This window comes from Neisseria perflava, from assembly GCF_024170405.1.
Classification (GTDB): domain Bacteria; phylum Pseudomonadota; class Gammaproteobacteria; order Burkholderiales; family Neisseriaceae; genus Neisseria; species Neisseria perflava_B.
This window is the reverse complement of sequence record NZ_JALJYC010000018.1, coordinates 12,600-33,800: the sequence shown is the minus strand read 5'-3', so window position 1 is coordinate 33,800 and position 21,201 is coordinate 12,600. Positions and strand designations below refer to the sequence as shown.

The 21,201-nt window shown below is 50.9% G+C and carries 21 protein-coding genes and 1 pseudogene; 12 read left to right on the top strand and 10 right to left on the bottom strand.

Annotated features, from left to right (window positions below):
- Positions 1-20: 20 nt before the first annotated feature.
- From J2T37_RS07755 to iscR, 7 genes and pseudogenes are all read right to left on the bottom strand, one after another.
- Entirely contained in the window at positions 21-731 is a 711-nt protein-coding gene (locus J2T37_RS07755; protein ID WP_253355035.1) for a DUF6973 domain-containing protein, read from the bottom strand.
- Between the two features lie 101 nt (positions 732-832).
- The gene (hscB, locus tag J2T37_RS07750) at positions 833-1,333 is read right to left on the bottom strand and encodes a Fe-S protein assembly co-chaperone HscB (protein WP_253355034.1); all 501 of its coding nucleotides are present in this window, start codon (positions 1,331-1,333) and stop codon (positions 833-835) included.
- A gap of 82 nt (positions 1,334-1,415) precedes the next feature.
- A complete protein-coding gene (gene iscA, locus J2T37_RS07745; RefSeq protein WP_253355033.1) occupies positions 1,416-1,736 on the bottom strand; it encodes an iron-sulfur cluster assembly protein IscA in 321 nt (106 codons plus the stop codon).
- 39 nt (positions 1,737-1,775) lie between these two features.
- Complete coding sequence (locus J2T37_RS07740) at positions 1,776-2,042, bottom strand: DksA/TraR family C4-type zinc finger protein (RefSeq protein WP_253355032.1); 267 nt, start codon at positions 2,040-2,042, stop codon at positions 1,776-1,778.
- 3 nt (positions 2,043-2,045) lie between these two features.
- On the bottom strand, positions 2,046-2,429 hold the full coding sequence (iscU, locus tag J2T37_RS07735; protein ID WP_253355031.1) for a Fe-S cluster assembly scaffold IscU: 384 nt from the start codon (positions 2,427-2,429) through the stop codon (positions 2,046-2,048).
- A gap of 81 nt (positions 2,430-2,510) precedes the next feature.
- Positions 2,511-3,725, bottom strand: coding sequence for an IscS subfamily cysteine desulfurase (locus J2T37_RS07730; RefSeq protein ID WP_253355030.1), 1,215 nt, complete (start codon positions 3,723-3,725; stop codon positions 2,511-2,513).
- Positions 3,722-4,212 (bottom strand): annotated as a pseudogene (gene iscR / locus J2T37_RS07725) (Fe-S cluster assembly transcriptional regulator IscR). The gene J2T37_RS07730 and the pseudogene iscR overlap by 4 nt, the downstream one beginning before the upstream one ends.
- Before the next feature lie 326 nt (positions 4,213-4,538).
- Here iscR and J2T37_RS07720 point away from each other — a divergent pair.
- From J2T37_RS07720 to pflA, 5 genes are all read left to right on the top strand, one after another.
- Positions 4,539-5,693, top strand: a complete 1,155-nt coding sequence (locus tag J2T37_RS07720; RefSeq protein ID WP_253355028.1) for an alpha-hydroxy acid oxidase — start codon at positions 4,539-4,541, stop codon at positions 5,691-5,693.
- Positions 5,694-5,973: 280 nt separating this feature from the next.
- Positions 5,974-7,125: an ATP phosphoribosyltransferase regulatory subunit gene (locus J2T37_RS07715; RefSeq protein WP_253355027.1), complete on the top strand. Its 1,152-nt coding sequence runs from the start codon at positions 5,974-5,976 to the stop codon at positions 7,123-7,125.
- A 43-nt stretch (positions 7,126-7,168) separates the two neighbouring features.
- The gene (locus tag J2T37_RS07710; RefSeq protein ID WP_253355026.1) at positions 7,169-8,467 is read left to right on the top strand and encodes an adenylosuccinate synthase; all 1,299 of its coding nucleotides are present in this window, start codon (positions 7,169-7,171) and stop codon (positions 8,465-8,467) included.
- 274 nt (positions 8,468-8,741) lie between these two features.
- Positions 8,742-11,027: a formate C-acetyltransferase gene (gene pflB, locus J2T37_RS07705; RefSeq protein ID WP_253355025.1), complete on the top strand. Its 2,286-nt coding sequence runs from the start codon at positions 8,742-8,744 to the stop codon at positions 11,025-11,027.
- Between the two features lie 277 nt (positions 11,028-11,304).
- Positions 11,305-12,114: a pyruvate formate lyase 1-activating protein gene (gene pflA, locus J2T37_RS07700; protein WP_253355024.1), complete on the top strand. Its 810-nt coding sequence runs from the start codon at positions 11,305-11,307 to the stop codon at positions 12,112-12,114.
- Positions 12,115-12,186: 72 nt separating this feature from the next.
- Here pflA and J2T37_RS07695 read toward each other — a convergent pair whose 3' ends face one another.
- Positions 12,187-12,846 (bottom strand): response regulator, encoded by a 660-nt coding sequence (locus J2T37_RS07695; protein ID WP_253355023.1) that lies wholly within the window; start codon positions 12,844-12,846, stop codon positions 12,187-12,189.
- A gap of 299 nt (positions 12,847-13,145) precedes the next feature.
- Here J2T37_RS07695 and J2T37_RS07690 point away from each other — a divergent pair, with 299 nt between their 5' ends.
- The 5 genes from J2T37_RS07690 (at position 13,146) to J2T37_RS07670 (ending at position 16,249) form a co-directional block, all read left to right on the top strand.
- Positions 13,146-13,394 (top strand): MoaD/ThiS family protein, encoded by a 249-nt coding sequence (locus J2T37_RS07690; RefSeq protein WP_253355022.1) that lies wholly within the window; start codon positions 13,146-13,148, stop codon positions 13,392-13,394.
- Position 13,395: 1 nt separating this feature from the next.
- A complete protein-coding gene (locus tag J2T37_RS07685; protein ID WP_253355021.1) occupies positions 13,396-13,863 on the top strand; it encodes a molybdenum cofactor biosynthesis protein MoaE in 468 nt (155 codons plus the stop codon).
- Positions 13,860-14,453, top strand: coding sequence for a molybdenum cofactor guanylyltransferase MobA (gene mobA / locus J2T37_RS07680; protein ID WP_253355020.1), 594 nt, complete (start codon positions 13,860-13,862; stop codon positions 14,451-14,453). The genes J2T37_RS07685 and mobA overlap by 4 nt, the downstream gene beginning before the upstream one ends.
- Complete coding sequence (locus J2T37_RS07675; RefSeq protein ID WP_253355019.1) at positions 14,450-15,649, top strand: molybdopterin molybdotransferase MoeA; 1,200 nt, start codon at positions 14,450-14,452, stop codon at positions 15,647-15,649. Before mobA ends, J2T37_RS07675 begins: the two co-directional genes overlap by 4 nt.
- 156 nt (positions 15,650-15,805) lie before the next feature.
- Complete coding sequence (locus J2T37_RS07670) at positions 15,806-16,249, top strand: YidB family protein (RefSeq protein WP_253355018.1); 444 nt, start codon at positions 15,806-15,808, stop codon at positions 16,247-16,249.
- Between the two features lie 105 nt (positions 16,250-16,354).
- Here the strand turns inward: J2T37_RS07670 and trhP are convergent, their stop codons facing one another.
- The gene (trhP, locus tag J2T37_RS07665; RefSeq protein WP_253355017.1) at positions 16,355-17,710 is read right to left on the bottom strand and encodes a prephenate-dependent tRNA uridine(34) hydroxylase TrhP; all 1,356 of its coding nucleotides are present in this window, start codon (positions 17,708-17,710) and stop codon (positions 16,355-16,357) included.
- 312 nt (positions 17,711-18,022) lie between these two features.
- Here trhP and J2T37_RS07660 point away from each other — a divergent pair, with 312 nt between their 5' ends.
- Positions 18,023-18,769: an amino acid ABC transporter permease gene (locus J2T37_RS07660; protein ID WP_253355016.1), complete on the top strand. Its 747-nt coding sequence runs from the start codon at positions 18,023-18,025 to the stop codon at positions 18,767-18,769.
- Positions 18,770-18,862: 93 nt separating this feature from the next.
- Here J2T37_RS07660 and mutY read toward each other — a convergent pair whose 3' ends face one another.
- Complete coding sequence (gene mutY, locus J2T37_RS07655; RefSeq protein WP_253355015.1) at positions 18,863-19,891, bottom strand: A/G-specific adenine glycosylase; 1,029 nt, start codon at positions 19,889-19,891, stop codon at positions 18,863-18,865.
- A gap of 222 nt (positions 19,892-20,113) precedes the next feature.
- On the opposite strand from mutY, the gene J2T37_RS07650 reads away from it, so the two are divergent.
- Positions 20,114-21,154, top strand: coding sequence for a zinc-dependent alcohol dehydrogenase family protein (locus J2T37_RS07650; RefSeq protein ID WP_253355014.1), 1,041 nt, complete (start codon positions 20,114-20,116; stop codon positions 21,152-21,154).
- Positions 21,155-21,201 lie beyond the last annotated feature (47 nt).

Below are 21,201 nucleotides of genomic sequence, written 5' to 3'. Positions count from 1 at the left end.
TAAACAGAAGGCCGTCTGAATCAGTCTTCCACTTTGCCGATGGCTTGAACCGATTTTTTAATCTCGCGCAAAGTGCCGGATTTATACTGCTGCTCTTCATTGGCATTCATGCCGTCTTTGTTGAGCGGCTCAAGGTTTTTCAAAGCGCGTTTGTAGTCGGCTTTGCTTAATTTGTTCTGACTGATACGCCAAACGCTGCGGCCGTCTTCCTTGACTTGGGTAGCGATCCACAAGCCGACTTTGTGGTAGTAAAACAGAACGCTTTGGGTCAGCGATTTCATGTCTGCATCCGGCTTGCCGCTGCCGATACTGCGCCCGATGTGGTTGTTGCGCAGATCAACGGCTTGGTCGGCAGCCAAACGGCTGTAATAGCTGTTTTTACCGTGGCGGGCTTCCATATCACTCAGGTAGGCATTGCCGGCTTTTTGTGCAATTTCGCTGTCGAATTGGGACGCAATCGCCGCTTGCCACAAAGTATTGCGCACGGCATTGACTTGGGTGGCGTGGCCGTCGCCGTTGGCGGTATCGTCCAAACCGGTGCGGGCAGCCAAGCGCTTGGCATTGCTGCTGATGTTGGTGGATTTTTTATCTTCTGCGCCGATGGCTTGCGCTGCGACAGGGTGGTTCAGCACGAATTGCGCCATTTTACTGCGGCGGCTTTGGTTTTCCTGATAGCTTTGGCAGGCAGTCAGCAGCAGGCTGGACAGCAAGAGGCAATAAATCGATTTCATAAGGGTCATCTGAAGTTGATATGCTATTAGCGTTTTTTAACATAAAAATACGGCTGATGGCAAAATTTTTTTCAGACGGCCTGATTTCGGATTAAAGGTCTTTATTGCGCGGCGGCAATCTCTCGGCGCATTTTGTCCAAAAAACGGCCTTGGCGCACCAACTGCGCGGCGGATTCATGGTTATTTTGCGCAAAGGCACCGCGTAAAGACTCGTACAATGTTTCCTGCTCGCTCTGGATTTCCTTATCCAATGCGGCAATGGCGGCTTGGTTTTGATCCATTTGCGCGTCCATCAGCGTCTCGCGCCATTCCATTTGCTGCATTAAAAATTCGGGCGCAAAGGCGGTATGTTCCGGCGCGTCAGCAGCTATGCCTTGCTCTTTGAGCAGATAAGCGGCGCGGTCAATCGGGCTTTTTAAGGTGCGGTAGGCGTCGTTTACCGTTGCCGACATCATGACCGCCTGCTTTTGTTCAAAGGCAGAGGCAGCGGCAAATTTGTCGGGGTGGAAACGCGCAACTAAGGCGCGGTAGGTCTGCTCGAGCGCGTTGGTGTCGATGTCAAACGCGGCGGGCAATTGGAACAGGGTAAAGTATTGGTTCATTATGTTTTACCAACGATTAAGGCCGTCTGAAAAATACGAATTTCCGCAGCGCAGAAATTCCGTTTTCAGACGGCCTGTATGTTTAAACGTGGAAACTTTCGCCGCAGCCGCAGGAGTCTTTCACATTCGGGTTTTCAAATTTGAAACCTTCCTGCAAGCCTTCTTTGGTGTAGTCCACTTGCGTGCCGTTTAGATAAACCAAGCTTTTCGGGTCAACGAATACTTTGGCGCCGAAACCCTCGAAAACAGTATCCTCGGGGTTGGATTCATCGACAAATTCTAAATTATAAGCCATGCCCGAGCAGCCGCTGGTTTTCACGCCTAAGCGAACGCCCAAGCCTTTGCCGCGTTTGGCCAAGTAGCCGTTGATGTGTTTGGCGGCGTTTTCAGTCAGGGTAATCATGGTGTTATCCTTTTCAACAAAAATCTAAAATACAGGCAGTCAGCGCAACGGACTGCCTTTACTGCCGCGCCGGTTATAGGCCGTCTGAAAATGATGGTCGCGGTCGGCTGCTTCTTGGTAGGCCACGCATAACTGCACACCGGGCAGGGCAGCGCGGCGGGCTTCCGGAATGGGCACACCGCATTCTATGCACTCGTGCGCACTCTCGCCTTGCGGCAGATTTTGGCGGACAAAGGCCAACGCATCGTCTAAAGACGCGTCAATCTGCGCCTGCTCCGCGCCATCAGGCACCCAACCGCTTGCCACGGCTTACTCGCTGCGTTTTTTGCGGTAGTCGGCCACCGCCGCTTTTACCGCGTCTTCAGCCAGAATCGAGCAGTGTACTTTGACAGGAGGCAGCTCCAATTCTTCGGCGATGTCGCTGTTTTTAATCGCCAGCGCGTCGTCCAGGCTTTTGCCTTTGACCCATTCGGTAATCAGGCTGGAAGAGGCGATGGCCGAACCGCAGCCGTAGGTTTTGAATTTCGCGTCTTCGATAATGCCTGCGTCGTTGACTTTGATTTGCAGACGCATGACGTCGCCGCAAGCGGGCGCACCGACCATGCCGGTGCCGACAGAATCGTCGCCTTTGTCGAATGTGCCGACGTTGCGGGGGTTTTCGTAATGGTCGATTACTTTATCACTGTATGCCATGATGTGGGTTCCTTGTATTCGGGATATGTGTTTCGTTTTGGCCATCTGAAAATTTTCAGACGGCATGATTCTAGTTAAAAATTAATGTGCTGCCCATTCAATCGAATTCAAGTCCACGCCGTCTTTGAACATTTCCCACAGCGGAGAGAGTTCGCGCAGTTTGCCGATTTTGGATTTAATCAGTTCGGCGGCGTAAGCAACTTCTTCTTCGGTGGTCATGCGGCCGAAGGTAATGCGCAGGGAGGAGTGCGCCAGCTCGTCGTTGCGGCCGAGGGCGCGCAAGACGTAAGACGGCTCCAACGAGGCGGAAGTACAGGCCGATCCGCTGGATACGGCCAGCTCTTTCACCGCCATAATCAGGCTTTCGCCTTCGACAAAGTTGAAGCTGACATTCAAGTTATTCGGGGCGCGGTGTTCCAAGTCGCCGTTGATATATACTTCTTCGATGCCCTCAATACCTTTGAGGAAGATGTCGCGCAGTTTCAGGTAATGCGCGGTGTCTTGTGCCAATTCTTCTTTGGCGATGCGGAAGGCTTCGCCCATGCCGACGATTTGGTGGGTCGCCAGCGTGCCGCTGCGGAAGCCGCGCTCATGGCCGCCGCCGTGCATTTGCGCTTCGAGGCGCACGCGCGGTTTGCGACGGATATACAGTGCGCCGATACCTTTGGGGCCATAGACTTTGTGGCCGGACATGGAGAGCAAATCAACTTTGGCGGCTTCTACGTCAACCGGCACTTTGCCGCAGGCTTGGGCTGCGTCAACGTGGAAAATGATTTTACGTTCGCGGCAGATTTCGCCGATGGCGGGAATATTTTGCACCACGCTGATTTCGTTGTTGACCCACATCACGGAAATCAGGATGGTGTCGTCGCGGATGGCGGCTTTCAATACGTCCAAATCAATCAGGCCGTTTTCCTGTACGTCGAGGTAGGTGACTTCGTAACCTTGGCGTTCCAATTCGCGCATGGTGTCGAGTACGGCTTTATGCTCGGTTTTGACGGTAATCAGGTGTTTGCCTTTGTTTTTGTAGAAGTGCGCCGCGCCTTTGATGGCGAGGTTGTTGGACTCGGTCGCGCCGCTGGTGAAGACGATTTCTTTCGGGTCGGCATTAATCAGCGCGGCGATGTTGGCGCGGGCTTCTTCTACGGCTTCTTCTGCCGCCCAGCCGAAGCTGTGGCTGTTGGAGGCGGGGTTGCCGAATACGTCGCACAGGTAGGGAATCATTTTTTCCGCCACGCGTTTGTCAACGGGAGTGGTGGCGGCGTAGTCGAGATAAATCGGGGTTTTAACGGTCATGGTTTGCGCTCTCTTTTTCTATGTTTATTTATGGTTACTTGATGAATGTGTGTAGGGTAACAACATGGCTGCCGTCGGCAGCGCTGTTTTGCTGGTCTAAAATATTTTGCAGGGTTACGCTGCTCAGGTAATCGTTGATGGTCTTATTTAAATTTTCCCACAAATCATGCGTCAGGCAGGGCGCACCGTGGTGGCAGTCGGCCTTGCTGCCGCATTGGGTAGCATCGAGTTTGTCTTCGGCGGCGGTAATAATCTGCGCGATGTTGATTTGCGCGGGTGGCGCGGCAAGGATGTAGCCGCCACCCGGCCCTCGGAAGCTTTCCACCAGCTCGGCACGGCGCAGCTTGCAGAATAATTGTTCCAAATAGGATAGGGAGATGTTTTGGCGTTCGCTGATGGCGCTGAGTTTGATGGCGCCGTTTTGCGCGTTCATCGCCAAGTCAATCATGGCGGTCACGGCGAAGCGTCCTTTGGTGGTCAGTCTCATGGTGTGCGCCCGTATCTGTTGTTTTTATCGTGGCTGCCATTTTCTAATATCTTAGTAATTTTATCAAGTATAAAATCGGCGGCGGCGATTGTTTCTGTTTATGGAGGGGATGGTCTTTTTTCCGGCGAGACGTTTTCAGACGGCCTTGTCTGTACAATATTTTGATATGATTAGGTAATCCTTCATATCATGCTGCCTGCGGCTGATTTCAAGAGGTAAAAGCGTTTGATTTATACATGCGACTGATATAGATTATCGGGCAGACGCATTTTCAGGCAAGGCCGTCTGAAAAGCATACATATTTGACATCCGGAGGTAAGCACAAAATGAAACGCGATTTGAGCAAAATGACCTGTATTGAGGATTTGCGCGTGGTGGCAAAACGCAAAATGCCGCGTATGTTTTACGACTATATTGATTCGGGCTCGTGGACGGAGACTACTTACCGCGATAACAGCGGCGACTTTAAAGACCTGCGTTTCCGTCAAAAAGTATTGGTAGATATGGAAGGGCGCAGTTTGGCCACCAAGATGATCGGTCAGGATGTGAAAATGCCGCTGGCTATTGCGCCAACGGGTTTGACCGGTATGGCGCATGCCGACGGCGAAATTCTGGCGGCACGCGCGGCGGAAAAATTCGGTATTCCGTTTACCTTATCGACCATGTCGATTTGCTCGATTGAGGATGTGGCGGAAAATACCAGCGAGCCGTTTTGGTTCCAATTATATGTCATGCGCGACCGCGAATTTATGGAAAACCTGATTAAGCGGGCGCAGGCGGCGAAATGTTCTGCATTGGTGTTGACCGCCGACTTGCAGATTATGGGTCAGCGCCATAAAGACATTAAAAACGGCCTCTCTACGCCGCCGAAACCGACGCTTTTAAACCTGATTAATCTGGCAACCAAGCCGGAATGGTGCATGAAAATGCTCAACACCGAGCGCCGCACCTTCCGCAATATCGTCGGCCATGCCAAAAATGTGCACGACGTATCGTCGTTATCGTCTTGGACAACGGAGCAGTTCGATCCGCGCTTAAGCTGGGACGATGTAGCGCGAATCAAAGATTTATGGGGTGGCAAGCTGATTATCAAAGGCATTATGGAGCCGGAAGACGCGGAAATGGCAGCCAAGAGCGGTGCGGACGCGCTGGTGGTGTCCAACCACGGCGGCCGCCAGCTTGACGACACCATTTCCACCATCAAAGCGCTGCCGGACATCGTCAGCGCTGCGGGCAGCGATATCGAAGTGTGGTTGGACAGCGGTATCCGCAGCGGTCAGGATATTTTGAAAGCATGGGCGTTGGGTGCGAAAGGCACGATGATTGGGCGCGCTTTCCTGTATGGTTTGGGCGCATACGGCGAAGAAGGCGTAACCCGCGCTTTGGAAATCCTGTATAAAGAGATGGACGTAACCATGGCGTTTACCGGCCACCGCAATATCCAGGACGTGACAGCGGATATTCTGCAACCGCGCCGCTAGTCCGAATGGGCAGATTGCGATAAGGTAAATTAGGCCGTCTGAAAACCGTTTGCATGGGGTATATCCGGTTTTCAGACGGCCTGATTCCGTTTCAGGTAAAAACAGGCTGCACAAATGTAATTTTGTGTGGTAAAGTCTGATTTTAATAACTCGGCGGATTGAGCCGCCAGACAGGGCTGTTTAAATTTGAAATCAGTAAGGGCAGGGAAGGCCGCAAGGCCGTCTGATTTTAAACTTAAACAGCTTTTTCATGTTTATTGAAATAATAAAGGTTAAGCGTATGCAATCTTGGCAGTTACCCGAACACGTTGCCGATGTGTTGCCGACCACCGCCCGCCAGCTTGAAAGCGCGCGCGAGCAGCTGTTGGCTTTGTTCCGCGTACACGGTTATGAATTGGTACAGCCGCCGCTGATGGAGTACAGCAATTCGCTGCTGACCCACATCGACGCAGGCTTGTCGTTGAAAACCATCCGAGTGGCCGACCAAATCAGCGGCCGCCAGCTGGGTATCCGCGCCGACATTACGCCGCAGGTAGCGCGTATCGACGCACACTTATTGTCCGCCAATAACGGCATTAACAGATTGTGCTACGCCGGTTCGGTGCTGCATGCCCGTCCCGACGGTTTTTTGAGTACGCGCGAGCCTTTGCAGGTCGGTGCCGAGTTGTACGGCTTTGCCGATATTGCCGCCGATATCGAAGTCATCGACCTGATGTTGAAAAGCATGGGTTTGGCCGATATCGGCGATATGCTGCTGTCTCTGGGACACATCGGCGTATTCCGCGCATTGGCGGAAGCGGCGCGTTTGGATAAAGAACAAGCGGCGCAACTGCTGGCGATGATGCAGGTAAAAGACGCCGAAGCGGTACATGACCAAGTCAAAGCCTGGCAGTTGGACGGCATGTGGGCCAAAGCCTTCTCGCTCTTGCCGAATTTATACGGTGGCCGTGAAGTGTTGGCTGAGGCGCGGGTCAAATTGCCGGATTTGTTTGCCGTGGGCAAGGCTTTGGATGATTTGCAGGCGGTGTGCGACGCTTTCCCGGCGCAAGAAGTGCATATTGATTTGTCCGAATTGCGCGTGGATAACTACCATACCGGCCTGCTGTATGCGGTGTACGGTTCGCATTGCCATGACGCGATTGCGCGGGGCGGCCGCTATGACGGTTTAGGCGCGTATTTCGGCCGCAGCCGTCCAGCGACTGGTTTCAGCTTCGATTTGCGCGCCTTTATCGGCCGTCTGCCAAATATTGCGCGAGAGCCGGTGGTTTTGGTAGCTCAGGGCGATATGGCGGAAGCACACGGCGCGGTAGAAGCGTTGCGTGCGCAAGGGCAATGCGTAGTCGTGGATTACGGCTTGGCATACAACGGTTCGCAAGATGTCGTCGGCCGTCTGAAAAAAGCAGACGGCGAGTGGAAGGTAGTGAAAATCTAAACGGTTTTTTGATTCTGATTGATTCGATATAAAGGTTAGACTTATGGCTAAAAACGTGGTTGTCATCGGCGCGCAATGGGGTGACGAAGGTAAAGGTAAGATTGTGGACTGGCTGGCGGAAGAAACCGCCGGCGTGGTGCGTTTCCAGGGCGGTCATAATGCCGGACACACATTAGTAGTCGGCGGTAAAAAGACTATTTTGCGCCTGATTCCGAGCGGTATCCTGCATGAAAAACTGGACTGCTTTATCGGCTCCGGCGTGGTGGTATCGCCTGAGGCGCTGTTGGGCGAAATCGACGAATTAAACGCCGCCGGTGTGAAAAATGTCGAAGGCCGTCTGAAAATCGCGCCGACCTGTCCGCTGATTCTGCCGTATCACATCGCGCTTGACCAAGCCCGCGAAGCTTCGCGCGGCAAAGGTAAAATTGGTACCACCGGCCGCGGTATCGGCCCGGCTTATGAAGACAAAGTGGCGCGCCGCGCTATCCGTGTCGGCGATTTGCTGAATCCGGAAAAAATTCCGGAAAAACTGGAAACCATTTTGGCGTATTACAACGTGCAGCTGCAACATCTGCATGGCGCCGAGCCGGTCAAAGCCGAAGACGTGATGGCGGTGATTGAGAAAGTTGCGCCGCGTATTACGCCGATGATTACCGATGTATCCCGTGTGTTGAACGAGAAAAATCAAAACGACGAACAGCTGCTGTTTGAAGGTGCGCAAGGTACTTTGCTGGATATTGATTACGGCACTTACCCGTTTGTCACTTCTTCCAACTGCTTGGCAGGTGCTGCTTCTGCCGGTGCCGGTGTCGGCCCGCAAATGCTCAATTACGTATTGGGTATTGTCAAAGCTTATACCACCCGTGTGGGTTCCGGTCCGTTCCCGACTGAATTGTCCTGTGAAATCGGCGCAGGCTTGGCGGAACGCGGTCATGAATTTGGCTCGGTAACCGGCCGCGCCCGCCGTTGCGGTTGGTTTGACGCAGCAGCGATGAAACGCTCGATTCAGGTCAACGGCATTTCTGGTATGTGCATTACTAAACTGGATGTGATGGACGGTATCGAAGAAATCAAAATCTGCGTCGGTTACGAATTGCCCGACGGCAGCAAAACCGACATTTTGCCGTGTGGTACGGACTTGGTGGCGCAATGCAAGCCGGTATTTGAAAGCATGCCCGGTTGGAGCGAATCTACCTTCGGCGTGAAAGAATACGACGCTTTGCCGGATAACGCCAAAGCCTATCTGAAACGCATTGAGGAAATCTGCGGCGCACCGGTGGCGATTGTGTCCACAGGTCCGGATCGTGAAGAAACCATCGTGCTGCACCATCCGTTTGCCTGATAAGCCGTTTTAGTCCGGATAAAATTCAACCCCGTAAACCGATAGCGTTTTACGGGGTTGAATTTTATATTTTACTCCTTATTTTCAAGGTATCTTTCTCTTCGATGATGTAGTTTTGAGTAGCTTTTGCTTGTTTTGATTTAAGTCAAATTAGCTTGATTAAGTAATTTTATTTCAATGATGGAGCTGTCAATCAAACCGTAAAAGTGCTATTCTTATGCTGTTGAATCGTTGATTTAATCTGTGATTTGTCTAATAAAATTAGGAGTTTGATATGTCTGCTGATGTTCAAGAACGCCCTGCTGCCTGGGAAGGCTTTGTCGGTGGTAATTGGGAAACCAATGTTGACGTTCGTGACTTTATTCAGAAAAACTACACACCTTATGAGGGCGATGCAAGTTTCCTGGCTCCCGCTACCGAAGCCACCACAAAACTGTGGGCGGACGTAATGGAAGGTATTAAAGTCGAAAACCGTACTCACGAGCCTTACAAAATTGATGCCCAAACTATTTCTACCATTACTAGCCATGCTCCTGGTTATATTGATAAAAGTTTGGAAAAAATCGTCGGTTTGCAAACTGATGAGCCGCTGAAACGTGCCATTATGCCGTTTGGCGGTCTGAAAATGGTAAAAGATTCCTGCAAAATCTATGGTGTGGAATTGAATCCCGAAGTGGAAGAAATTTTCACCAAATACCGCAAAACACATAACCAAGGTGTATTTGATGTTTACACCCCGAGCATTCGTGCCTGCCGTAAATCGGGTGTGATTACCGGTTTGCCGGATGCCTACGGTCGTGGCCGTATCATCGGCGACTACCGCCGCGTGGCTTTGTACGGTATTGATTTCCTGATGAAAGACAAATTGGCGCAATTCAATTCATTGCAAGCTGATTTGGAAAACGGCGTTAACTTGGAAGAAACCATCCGCCGCCGCGAAGAAATCAACGACCAATACAAAGCATTGGGCGAAATGAAAGAAATGGCTGTCAGCTACGGTTTTGATATTTCCGGCCCGGCTAAAAATGCGCAAGAAGCCATCCAATGGACTTACTTCGGTTACTTGGCTGCCGTTAAATCACAAAACGGCGCTGCTATGTCATTCGGCCGCGTATCCTCATTCTTGGACATCTTCATCGAACGTGACCTGAAAAACGGTACTTTGACCGAAGTTGAAGCGCAAGAGCTGATTGACCATTTGGTGATGAAACTGCGTATGGTACGTTTCCTGCGTACCCCGGAATACGACCAACTGTTCTCCGGCGACCCGATTTGGGCAACCGAATCTATCGGCGGTATGGGCTTGGACGGCCGTACATTGGTAACCAAATCCAACTTCCGCGTGTTGCACACTCTGTACAACATGGGTCCGTCACCTGAGCCGAATATTACTATTCTGTGGTCAGAGCAACTGCCACAAGGCTTTAAAGAGTTCTGCGCCAAAGTTTCTATTGATACTTCATCTGTTCAATACGAAAACGATGACCTGATGCGTCCGGACTTCAATAGCGATGATTATGCTATTGCTTGCTGCGTGAGCCCGATGGTTATTGGCAAACAAATGCAATTCTTCGGTGCCCGTGCCAACTTGGCTAAAACCCTGCTGTACGCAATCAACGGCGGTGTAGATGAGAAATCCAAAGCCCAAGTAGGCCCGAAACACGAACCGATTATGGACGAAGTGTTGGATTATGATACCGTGTTTGCCCGCATGGACAAATTCATGGATTGGTTGGCTACCCAGTATGTAACTGCATTGAACTGTATCCACTACATGCATGACAAATACTCTTACGAAGCCGCTTTGATGGCGCTGCATGATCGCGACATTAAACGCACTATGGCTTGCGGTATTGCCGGTTTGTCTGTGGCTGCCGACTCGCTGTCTGCCATTAAATACGCTAAAGTAAAACCGGTTCGTGACGAAGACGGTATTGCCATCGACTTTGAAATCGAAGGCGAATATCCGCAATTCGGTAACAACGATGACCGCGTGGACGACATCGCTTGTGACTTGGTTGAACGCTTCATGCGTAAAGTGGCAACCCACAAAACCTACCGCAATGCGATTCCGACACAATCTGTGCTGACCATCACTTCCAACGTGGTTTACGGCAAAAAAACCGGTAACACACCTGACGGTCGCCGCGCAGGTGCACCGTTCGGCCCGGGTGCCAACCCGATGCACGGTCGTGACGTAAATGGCGCGGTTGCTTCTCTGACTTCAGTTGCCAAACTGCCGTTTGAGTTTGCAAAAGACGGTATTTCTTATACCTTCTCTATTGTACCGGGCGCTTTGGGTAAAGATGAGTCTTCACGCGAACGTAACTTGGCCGGTTTGATGGACGGTTACTTCCACCATGAAGCCGGTGAGGTAGAAGGCGGCCAACACTTGAACGTTAACGTGTTGAACCGTGAAACCTTGTTGGATGCGATGGAACATCCGGAAAAATATCCGCAACTGACCATCCGCGTTTCAGGTTATGCTGTCCGCTTCAACTCATTGACCCGTGAGCAGCAGCAAGACGTGATTACCCGTACCTTTACTAACCATATGTAATTGGGTAATCCGAGGGTCTGTTGACATTTCATCGCGTGCCATCTTTTCGGAGAAAAAACGCACCTGCTGCGTTGGAAATGCTCGCAAGGTGTTCAACCTTGCTGCGCTTTCCGCCTTGCATCTGCGCTTTTTCTCTCGAAAATCTGCTTCACGGATGAAGTGTCAAAAGACCCTAAAAAACAATGCCGGTTAAATCCGGCATTGTTTTTATCTGTCTGAATCCCCATGTTAGGGTTACGCTTTTTCAGACGGCCTTTTATTTTTCTTTATAACAATTATGCAAACTTACACCATCAATCCAGAAACAGAAATCAAGCCCAAAGCAAGCGGGCAACGCAATTACAATGGCAAAGGCATTGTGCATTCGATCGAATCATGCGGCACGGTGGACGGCCCGGGTTTGCGTTATGTCTTGTTTTTGCAAGGCTGCCTGATGCGCTGCCTGTATTGTCACAACCGCGATACTTGGGATTTACGCACCGACAGCGCGCAGGAAATGACGGTTGACGATGTGATGAAACAAGTCAAATCCTACCGGCACTATCTGCGAGCAACCGGCGGCGGTGTCACTGCAACCGGCGGCGAGCCTTTGTTACAATATGAATTTGTGCGCGACTGGTTTACCGCTTGCCACGAGCATGACATCCATACCTGCTTGGATACCAATGGCTATGCCTTGCATTACGATGATATTTTGGATGATCTGCTCGATCATACCAATTTGGTTATGCTCGATTTAAAACAGATTGACCCCGAAATCCATAAAGTCTTGGTGGGTATTCCGAATACCAAAACTTTGAAATTTGCCAAATATCTGGCTGAGCGCAAACAGCCTGCCCGTGTGCGCTATGTGATTGTGCCGGGTTATACGGATGATGAGTGTTCCGCGCATTTGCTGGGCGAATTTATCGGCGACATGGATAATGTCGAAACGGTCGAGCTGCTGCCGTATCACGAGTTGGGTGCGCACAAATGGGAGCTGTGCGGCGATGAGTACAAGCTCAAAGGCGTGCAGCCGCCACCCAAAGAAACCGTTTTGAAAATTAAAGAAATCTTAGAAGGTTACGGTAAAAATATTATCTACTAACAGATAATTTTAGCCGTTAACAAAAAGCCAAGGCCGTCTGAAAGCATGATATCTCAGACGGCCTCAATTTATTTATTCGTCCCATTCCGGTTGGGGGACTTTATGCTGTACGGCATAGACGGCCGCTTGCACACGGCTGGCCAGGCAAAGCTTGCGCAGGATGTTTTGCACATGCACTTTTACGGTAGATTCGGCTAATGCCAAATGGCGGGCGATGATTTTATTGCTGTGTCCGGCGGCCAAGCAACCTAGAATTTCCAATTCACGGGGGGTAAGCGTAGCGAGCGCCCGTTCACTAGTTGAAGAGGAAGGGGAAATCAGCGATTGCACCAAGCGGGAGGTCATTTCCGGAGAAAATACATTATTGCCACAGATGACTTTGCGGATGCTGTTGATCAGAAAATCGCTATGGATATTTTTCAGCAGATAGCCGCAAGCACCAAGGCGCATGCAAGCGGTTAAATCGTTGCTGTCTTCCGATTCAGTCAGAATAACCACTTTCTGCAAAGGGTTGTCGTTTAGGATATGCGACAGCGTCTCCCGACCATTCATGACGGGCATATTTAAATCTAATAAGACGATATCAGGTTGTAAGCGGCTGACTGTTTGTATGCCGTCGGCGCCGTTTTCCGCTTCGCCGATGATTTCAAAATCCGGTTTGGTGGAAAGTAAGGCTTTGATGCCGTCGCGCAATAAGGTATGGTCGTCGATTAAGACGATTCGGATGGTCATGGCAGTCTCTTTGGTATTGGTCAGGTTTCGGCCGGCTGAGTGATGAAGCTGTATCAGAGGCGTATGGTTTTTAGTATAAGATTATGTAAAAATATCACTGTTTGCGTTAAATCACAACTTCATAAAATAATCTTGGTTATCATGCAAATTAATTATTAAGCTGGCTCAAATCTGATGTAAAATCCTGTTATCTTATAATTCATATTATATGAAACTTTTAGCAAGGTGCATAGCGAAGCATCAGTATTAGTCAGCGCGGTATTGCTACATACACACATTTATACGATATTCGGCAGATGATGATTACTCTTTTATATTTTGGTGTTTTAAAACAAAAACTTCGTGCCGATCGCGAGCAAATCGCATGGAGCGGCGGCAGCGGGCGCGATTTGCTTGCATTGTTGCAGGCGCGTGGCGACGATTGGGCGCAGGCATTGGCGGAAGATAAAATTTTCCGGTTGGTGGTGGATAAAAAAATCTGCGGCTGGGAGACGGAAATTCCGGATGGTGCCGAGGTCGGTTTGCTGCCGCCGGTAACAGGAGGCTGATATGCAGACCACTATCCGAATCCAAACCCAAGATTTTAATCTGCAACAAGAATATGACGCTTTATTGTCGCAAGGCGAAAATATCGGCGCGGTGGTCGGTTTTGTCGGGCTGGTGCGCGACCGGGATACGGATACGCCGTTGCGCAGTTTGTTTTTGGAACATTATCCCGAGGTTACCGAAAACGAAATTGCCCGTATCATTCAGACGGCCGCCGAGCGCTGGCCGGTAACGGCGTGTACCGTGATACACCGTGTCGGCCATTTGCATGCGGCCGAGCAAATCGTATTGGTGCTGACGGCTTCGCAACACCGTAAAGCCGCGTTTGCCGCTGCCGAGTTTGTGATGGATTATTTGAAAACCGAAGCGCCGTTTTGGAAAAAAGAGATTTTTTCAGACGGCCTTGAGCGCTGGGTTGAGGCCAAACAAAGCGACCAGGCCGCAGCGCAACAATGGGAAAAATCACCATGAAAATCTATGCATTGGTTTTGGCCGGCGGGCAGGGGCGCAGGATGGGCGGTGCAGACAAAGGATTGGCGCTGTGGCAGGGCAAAGCCTTAATTGACCATGTGATTGCGCGGATTCAGCCGCAAGTTGGGCATATTGCCATCAGCGCCAACCGGAATTTGGAAGAATATGCCCGCCGCAGTGCGCATGTATTTTCCGATGCCCGCCAATGGCAGCAGCTGGGGCCGCTGGCGGCTTTATGCACCGCCGCCAATGATTTGCAGCTGGCGGCGGCCGATTGGCTGCTGATTGTGGCTTGCGACATGCCGAGACTGCCGCAAGACTTGGTGGCGCGGTTTCTTGCAGTCGCCAAGCGCACACCTTTATGCAATGCTTTTTATGTGGAAACGCCGGTGCGCCAGCATTACGGCGTGATGTTTATCCGACCGCAGATTTTGCAGAGCGCCGTGCCTTATCTGTATGCGGGCATGCGCACCATACGCGGCTGGCTGCAACAGCAGCGCGCGCGTGCGGTAAATTTTGATTCAGATGCTGATTTTGCTAATTACAACACATCAGAAGATTTGGAAATACAACAAGAGGAAAGAATATGATTGATTTTGACGTTGCCTTAAAAACCTTGCTTGACGGCCACGAATGCCGTCTGAAAAGCGAAATCCTGCCCTTGACGCAAGCGGCGAACCGCATTTTGGCGCAAACTTTGACGGCGCGTTATCCCAGCCCGCTGTTTGACAACAGCGCGATGGACGGCTACGCCGTTTGCGATCCGGAAGGCGGTTTGCGCGAATTTACCATTGTCAGCCGTACACAAGCGGGCGATACGGCAGCTTCACCGCTAAATGTCGGCGAAGCCGTACGCATTTTTACCGGTGCACCGCTGCCGGAAAACACTACCGCTGTGGTCATGCAGGAGCAGACGGAAGTTGACGGCGAGCGTTTACAGGTTAACGCCGAAATCGAGGCCGGACAAAACATGCGCTTGAAGGCAGAAGAAATCGAAGCCGGGCAGATATTGCTGGCGCAAGGCCACAAATTGGATATGGCGGCTTTGGGCTTGGCCGCTTCGCAAGACTATGCCGAAGTGAGCGTTTATGCTCCATTGAAAGTATTGGTGCTTTCTACCGGTAATGAATTGGCCGAACCCGGTCAGGCCTTGGCTGACGGCCAGATTTACGATGCCAACCGCTATCAGTTGCTGGCTTGGTTGCAGGCGCAGGGTATGTCGGTCAGCGATGGCGGGATTGTTCCCGATGACTTGGCGCAGACCGAAGCAGCGTTGCAGCAGGCGGCGGAGCAGTTTGATGTGATTGTCACCAGCGGCGGTGCCTCGGTGGGCGAGGCAGACTATCTGAAACAAGCGGTGGAAAAAGCCGGTACGCTGACCATGCACACCTTAGCCATCAAGCCAGGCAAACCGTTTGCTTGGGGGCAGGTGGCCAATGCCGCAATTTTTGTGTTGCCGGGTAATCCCGTTGCCGCATTTGCCACCTCTAATATGCTGCTGCGGCCGGTATTGGGCAAAATGGCAGGGCGGGCGGAACACGATTGGCATTTGCCGAAAATCCGTGTCAAAGCCGCATTCCGTACCAAAAAAGCCATCAAACGCCGCGAATTTTTGCGCGTGGCATTAGGCTTTAACGAGTGCGGAGAAAGCGTGGCCGAGCTGCTGCCCAATCAGGGCAGCAATATGCTGGCGACCTGTACGCGGGCAGACGCTTTGTGTGAAGTACCGGCTTGGGAAACCGTCAGCGAAGGCGATGGCGTCAATGTCTATCTGTTACCTCATTAAGCGGTAAGCAAAAAAGTATTTGAGGCCGTCTGAAACGCAAGGGCGATGGTTTGCGTTTCAGACGGCCTTTTCTTATTTTTACGCGAAGCATACCGCCGGTGTCCTGATTTTTGGTACACTTTCTCGGTTTTCACACTTACGGATAAGGACATTATCATGGCACTAATGGATACATTATTAAACGCAGCAGCCCAAGCTTTAAACAACAATAACGCCAGCACCGCCGATGGCAGCAGCCAGCAGGGTCAGGGTTCTGTTGTCGATATGGCAATGGATTTGGTGCAGCAGCAGGGCGGTTTGGGCAATTTGCTCAATCAGTTGCAACAGGGCGGTCTGGGCGATGCTTTGGGCAGCTGGGTTTCTACCGAACAAAACAATGCTCCGGTATCCGGCAATGATTTGCAAAATGCCTTGGGCAGCAATGCCATCGGCTCGATTGCTGAAAAATTCGGTATCGACGGTCAGCAGGCAAGCGATTTGCTGGCGCAGGTTTTACCGAATCTGGTGGACAATGCTACTCCGAACGGTACGGCTACCGATGCGGACGGTTTCGGTTTGGACGATTTGGCTTCTTTGCTGATTAAAAACTTTTTGAAATAACGAAACTTCTTTGCTTGTTGCTCTTATGCGCAGCAGGCGTGTAGGAAAAAAATATAAAAATGCCGTCTGAAAAATATTTTTCAGACGGCATTTTTATATTACGGCTTACGGGTTCATAATCCTCGCTACCAGCGCTTTGTCTTTGCCCTGCATATTGGGAATTTTTACCTGAATACCGTTGCCCGGCGCAACCTCTACCGCTTCGCCTTTACGCGTCATGGCCGCAAGTGTGATGGTTTCATTACCGCTCGGATGGATGATTTCCAGCATATCGCCAACGGCAAAACGGTTTTTCACTTCCACCGTTGCCCAGCCGTCGGCGTCGATTTCGGTAACATGACCGACGTATTGGCTTTGTTTGGCAGTGGAATGGCCGCTCAGGTAGTTTTGATAATCCTGCGTTTTGTGGCGCTCCAAGAAACCGGAGGTATAGCCACGGTTGGCCAGGCCCTCCAACTCGGAGAGCAGGCTGTAATCAAACGGACGTCCGGCCACGGCATCGTCAATCGCTTTGCGGTAAGATTGCGCAACGCGGGCAACGTAATACAGCGATTTGGTGCGGCCTTCCACTTTCAGGCTGTCCACGCCGATTTCGGCGAGTTTGGACACCACTTCGATTCCGCGCAGGTCTTTGGAATTCATGATGTAGGTGCCGTGCTCGTCTTCCATAATCGGCATAAACTCGCCCGGGCGGTTGCTCTCTTCAATCAGGAAAACTTTATTGGCGGCAGGATGGCGCTGCTGGCCGTTAATACCCTCAAAGTTTTGATTGGCTTCTTCCTGCGCTTTTTCAAAGTTGAAACCTTGCAATAATTGTGCGTCGCCTGCGTCGCTTTCTTCTGCGTCATGGACTTTATAATCCCAGCGGCAGGAGTTGGTGCAGGTACCTTGGTTCGGATCGCGGTGGTTGAAATAGCCTGAGAGCAGGCAACGGCCTGAGTAGGCGATACACAATGCGCCGTGGATAAACACTTCCAATTCGATATCCGGGCATTGCTGGCGGATTTCGGCGATTTCGTCCATGCTCAATTCACGCGACAGGATAATGCGCTCGACGCCGATTTTTTCCCAGAATTTTACGCCCCAATAGTTGGTGGTGTTGGCCTGAACCGACAAATGGACAGGCATATCCGGCCATTTTTCACGCACGGTCATAATCAAACCCGGGTCGGCCATAATCAGCGCGTCGGGTTTCATCGCAATCAGCGGTTCCATGTCGGATACAAAGGTTTTCAACTTGGAATTGTGCGGCAGGGTATTGACGGTCAGGTAGAACAATTTATTGCGCTCGTGCGCTTCTTTGATACCTTGCTCGAGTACGTCGAGCTTGGCAAATTCATTGTTGCGCGCGCGCAGGGAGTAGCGCGGGCTGCCGGCATACACGGCGTCTGCGCCGTAATCGTAGGCGGCGCGCATGCGTTCGAGGCCGCCGGCAGGGAGGAGGAGTTCGGGTGCTTTCATGGTGTGTTCTGCTTGGATAAGGTTTAATGTTTCAGACGGCCTTTGATAAGAGGTCAAAGGCCGTCTGAAAAATGTTCAGGAAATAGGGCGGATTATCCGCTTTTTTATGATATGGGTCAATTTGGCGGGTAATATCGGTCGGTCGGTTTGCTAGCGGTTTTGCTGTTTTCGGCCGTCTGAAAATATGAAAATTTTACAATTTCTTAAAGAAAACCCGTCAGGCGGCGGGTTTTTATTGTAGAATACGCGGTTTGATTTTTGTTGAAATGCGCCGCTTGCGTTTCGACGCGATGAATGCATTAAGAGTGACTGATGGACTTTCGTTTTGACATTATCTATGAATACCGTTGGATGTTTTTCTACGGTGCGCTGACGACTTTGGGTTTGACCGTAATCGCGACTTTGGGCGGTTCGATTTTGGGTCTGCTGCTGGCGCTCGCCCGCCTGATTCATTTGGAGAAAGCCAGCGCATTGCTGCGCGGCGTGGCGTGGGTGTTGCGTAAGTTTTCTCTGTTTTATGTGACGCTGTTTCGCGGTACGCCTTTGTTTGTGCAGATTTTTATTTGGGCGTATGTGTGGTTTCCGTTTTTTGTCCACCCGAGCAACGGGGTGTTGGTCAGCGGGGAAGATGCCATTGAAATCCGCCGCTCCTACGGCCCGCTGATTGCCGGCTCGTTGGCGCTGATTGCCAACTCGGGCGCGTATATCTGCGAAATTTTCCGCGCCGGTATCCAATCCATTGATAAAGGCCAGATGGAGGCGGCGCGTTCTTTGGGGATGACTTATCCGCAAACCATGCGTTATGTGATTCTGCCGCAGGCGCTGCGCCGTATGCTGCCGCCATTAGCCAGCGAATTTATCACGCTGCTCAAAGACAGCTCCTTGTTGTCGGCCATCGCGGTGGCAGAGCTGGCTTATGTGCAGAACACCATTTCCGGCCGTTATTCGATTTACCAAGAGCCGCTTTATACTGTGGCGCTGATTTATCTGCTGATGACGACCTGCTTGGGCTGGTTCTTCCTGCGTTTGGAAAAGCGTTATAACGTGTCGCCGCATTAAGATTTAAATGATTAAAAAATGCCGTCTGAAAATTATCGAGGTTTTCAGACGGCATTTTTTATGGTGCAGTAGCAATAACTGCTTTTGTTAAAACTAGCGTGTTGTCAGATATTTCAGCAGCGGCTTGGGCAGCCCATAATCGGCCAAATTACTTGCATTAACCCAAAGGCCGTCTGAAACATCGGCCGTTTGCTGCGCGGTAAACGGCGTAATTAGCAAAAGGCGGTGGGTCAGGCGGTGGGTTAAGGCGGTTTGTTCTTCGAGGCCGTCTGAATGGATGCCGAACTGCGCGGCATAAGCGTATAAATCGGTCAAGTTTTCAAAACAAGGCACGCAATACAGCCCGCCCCAGATGCCTTTGGCCGGACGTTTTTCCAGTAACACAGCGCCGTCGGTATTGCGGATAACCAGCCAATACAGAGCCAGCGTTTGCACCTCGACGGCGGCTTTTTTGCGCGGCAGCTCGTCGATACGGTTTTGCCGTTTGGCTTCGCAAATATCTTCCATCGGGCATTCGTGGCACAGCGGCTTGCTGCGTTTGCATACCGTTGCACCCAAATCCATCAAACCTTGGATATAGGCAGGCATATCATGGTTTTCAGACGGCAGTAGGTTTTCGGCCAAATGCCACAGGCTGTTTTCAAATTTTTTGTCCTGCGGATTACCGTCTTGCGCGAATACGCGGCAGAGCACACGTTTGACATTGCCGTCTAAAATGGTTTCGCGCCGCTTGAAAGCAAAAGCGGCAATGGCGGCGGCGGTGCTGCGGCCGACGCCGCACAGGGTTTCTAATTGGCTGCGTTCGCAGGGAAACTGCCCGCCAAATTCGTTGACGACTTGTTGCGCGGCTTTGTGCAAATTGCGTGCGCGGCTGTAATAGCCCAAGCCTGCCCATAGCGCCAGCACGTCGTCTTGTTGCGCGGCCGCCAAGTCTTGCACGGTAGGGAAGCGTTGCAAAAAGCGCGGGTAATAATCCAAGACGGTTACCACTTGCGTTTGCTGCAACATGATTTCAGACAGCCAAACGGCGTAAGGATTGGTAACTTGCCAGGGCAAATGATGGCGGCCGTGACGGCGCTGCCAACGGATTAAACGCTCGGAAAAAGAGAGATGGGCGGACATATCAACTGCTGAATAATGTAACGGCGCATTTTAGCGTAAATTGCCGTTGCGTTTCTGATTTATATGTATGGGCATGATATTAATGAAAATTTCCTTTTCAATATGTTATAGCATAACATATTGAAATTAAAAGGGATGTTGACATTTATTATCAATAGGAATATAAATATTCCCAGCAGTTTTTTATCCGTCACATCCCCTTTTTTCAGGAGGTAATGCAGTATGAAAGCTATGGTTTATCACGGTGCAGGCGATATTAAATTTGAAGAAAAACCCCGTCCGCAAATTATCGAGCCGACCGATGCAGTGGTGAAAATCGTTAAAACCACCATCTGCGGTACTGACTTGGGTATTTGGAAAGGCAAAAACCCGGAAGTAGCCGATGGCCGTATTTTGGGTCATGAGGGCGTGGGTATCGTTGAAGAAGTCGGTTCAGCCGTTAAAAACATCAAAGTTGGCGACAAAGTCATTATTTCTTGCGTCAGCAAATGCTGTACCTGCGACAACTGTAAACAACAGTTGTACTCTCACTGCCGCAATGGTGGCTGGATTTTGGGCTATATGATTGACGGTACTCAAGCCGAATATGTGCGTACCCCTTATGCTGACAACAGCCTGATTCCGATGCCGAACAACATCAATGACGAAGTAGCGTTGCTGCTGTCTGACGCCTTGCCGACCGCTCATGAAATCGGCGTGCAATATGGCGATGTCAAACCGGGCGATACCGTATTCATCGCCGGTGCCGGCCCTGTCGGTATGTCTGCTTTGCTGACCGCGCTGCTGTACAGCCCGTCTGTCGCCATTGTGTGCGACATGGATGAAAACCGCTTGAAACTGGCTAAAGAGTTGGGCGCTACCCATGTGATTAATCCGATTGAAGGCAATGTGACCGAGCAAGTCCAAGCGATTGTCGGCGAAGACGGCGTAGATTGCGCCATCGAAGCAGTCGGCCTGCCGGCCACTTGGGATATGTGCCAAGAAGTAGTCAAACCGGGTGGTCACATCGCGGTAGTTGGCGTACATGGTCAACCCGTCGACTTCAAATTGGAAAAATTGTGGATTAAAAACTTGAAAATCAGCACCGGTTTGGTGAATGCCAATACTACCGAAATGCTGATGAAAGCCATCGCCACCAGCAGCATTGACTTTAACCGTATGATTACCCACCGTTTTAAATTTGACGAGCTGGAAAAAGCTTACGATGTGTTCAAACATGCGGCTGAAAACCAAGCTATGAAAGTGGTCTTGTCTGCCGAGTAAGTGATTTAATCGGATAATCAGCAGGCCGTCTGAAAGTAAAATGCTTT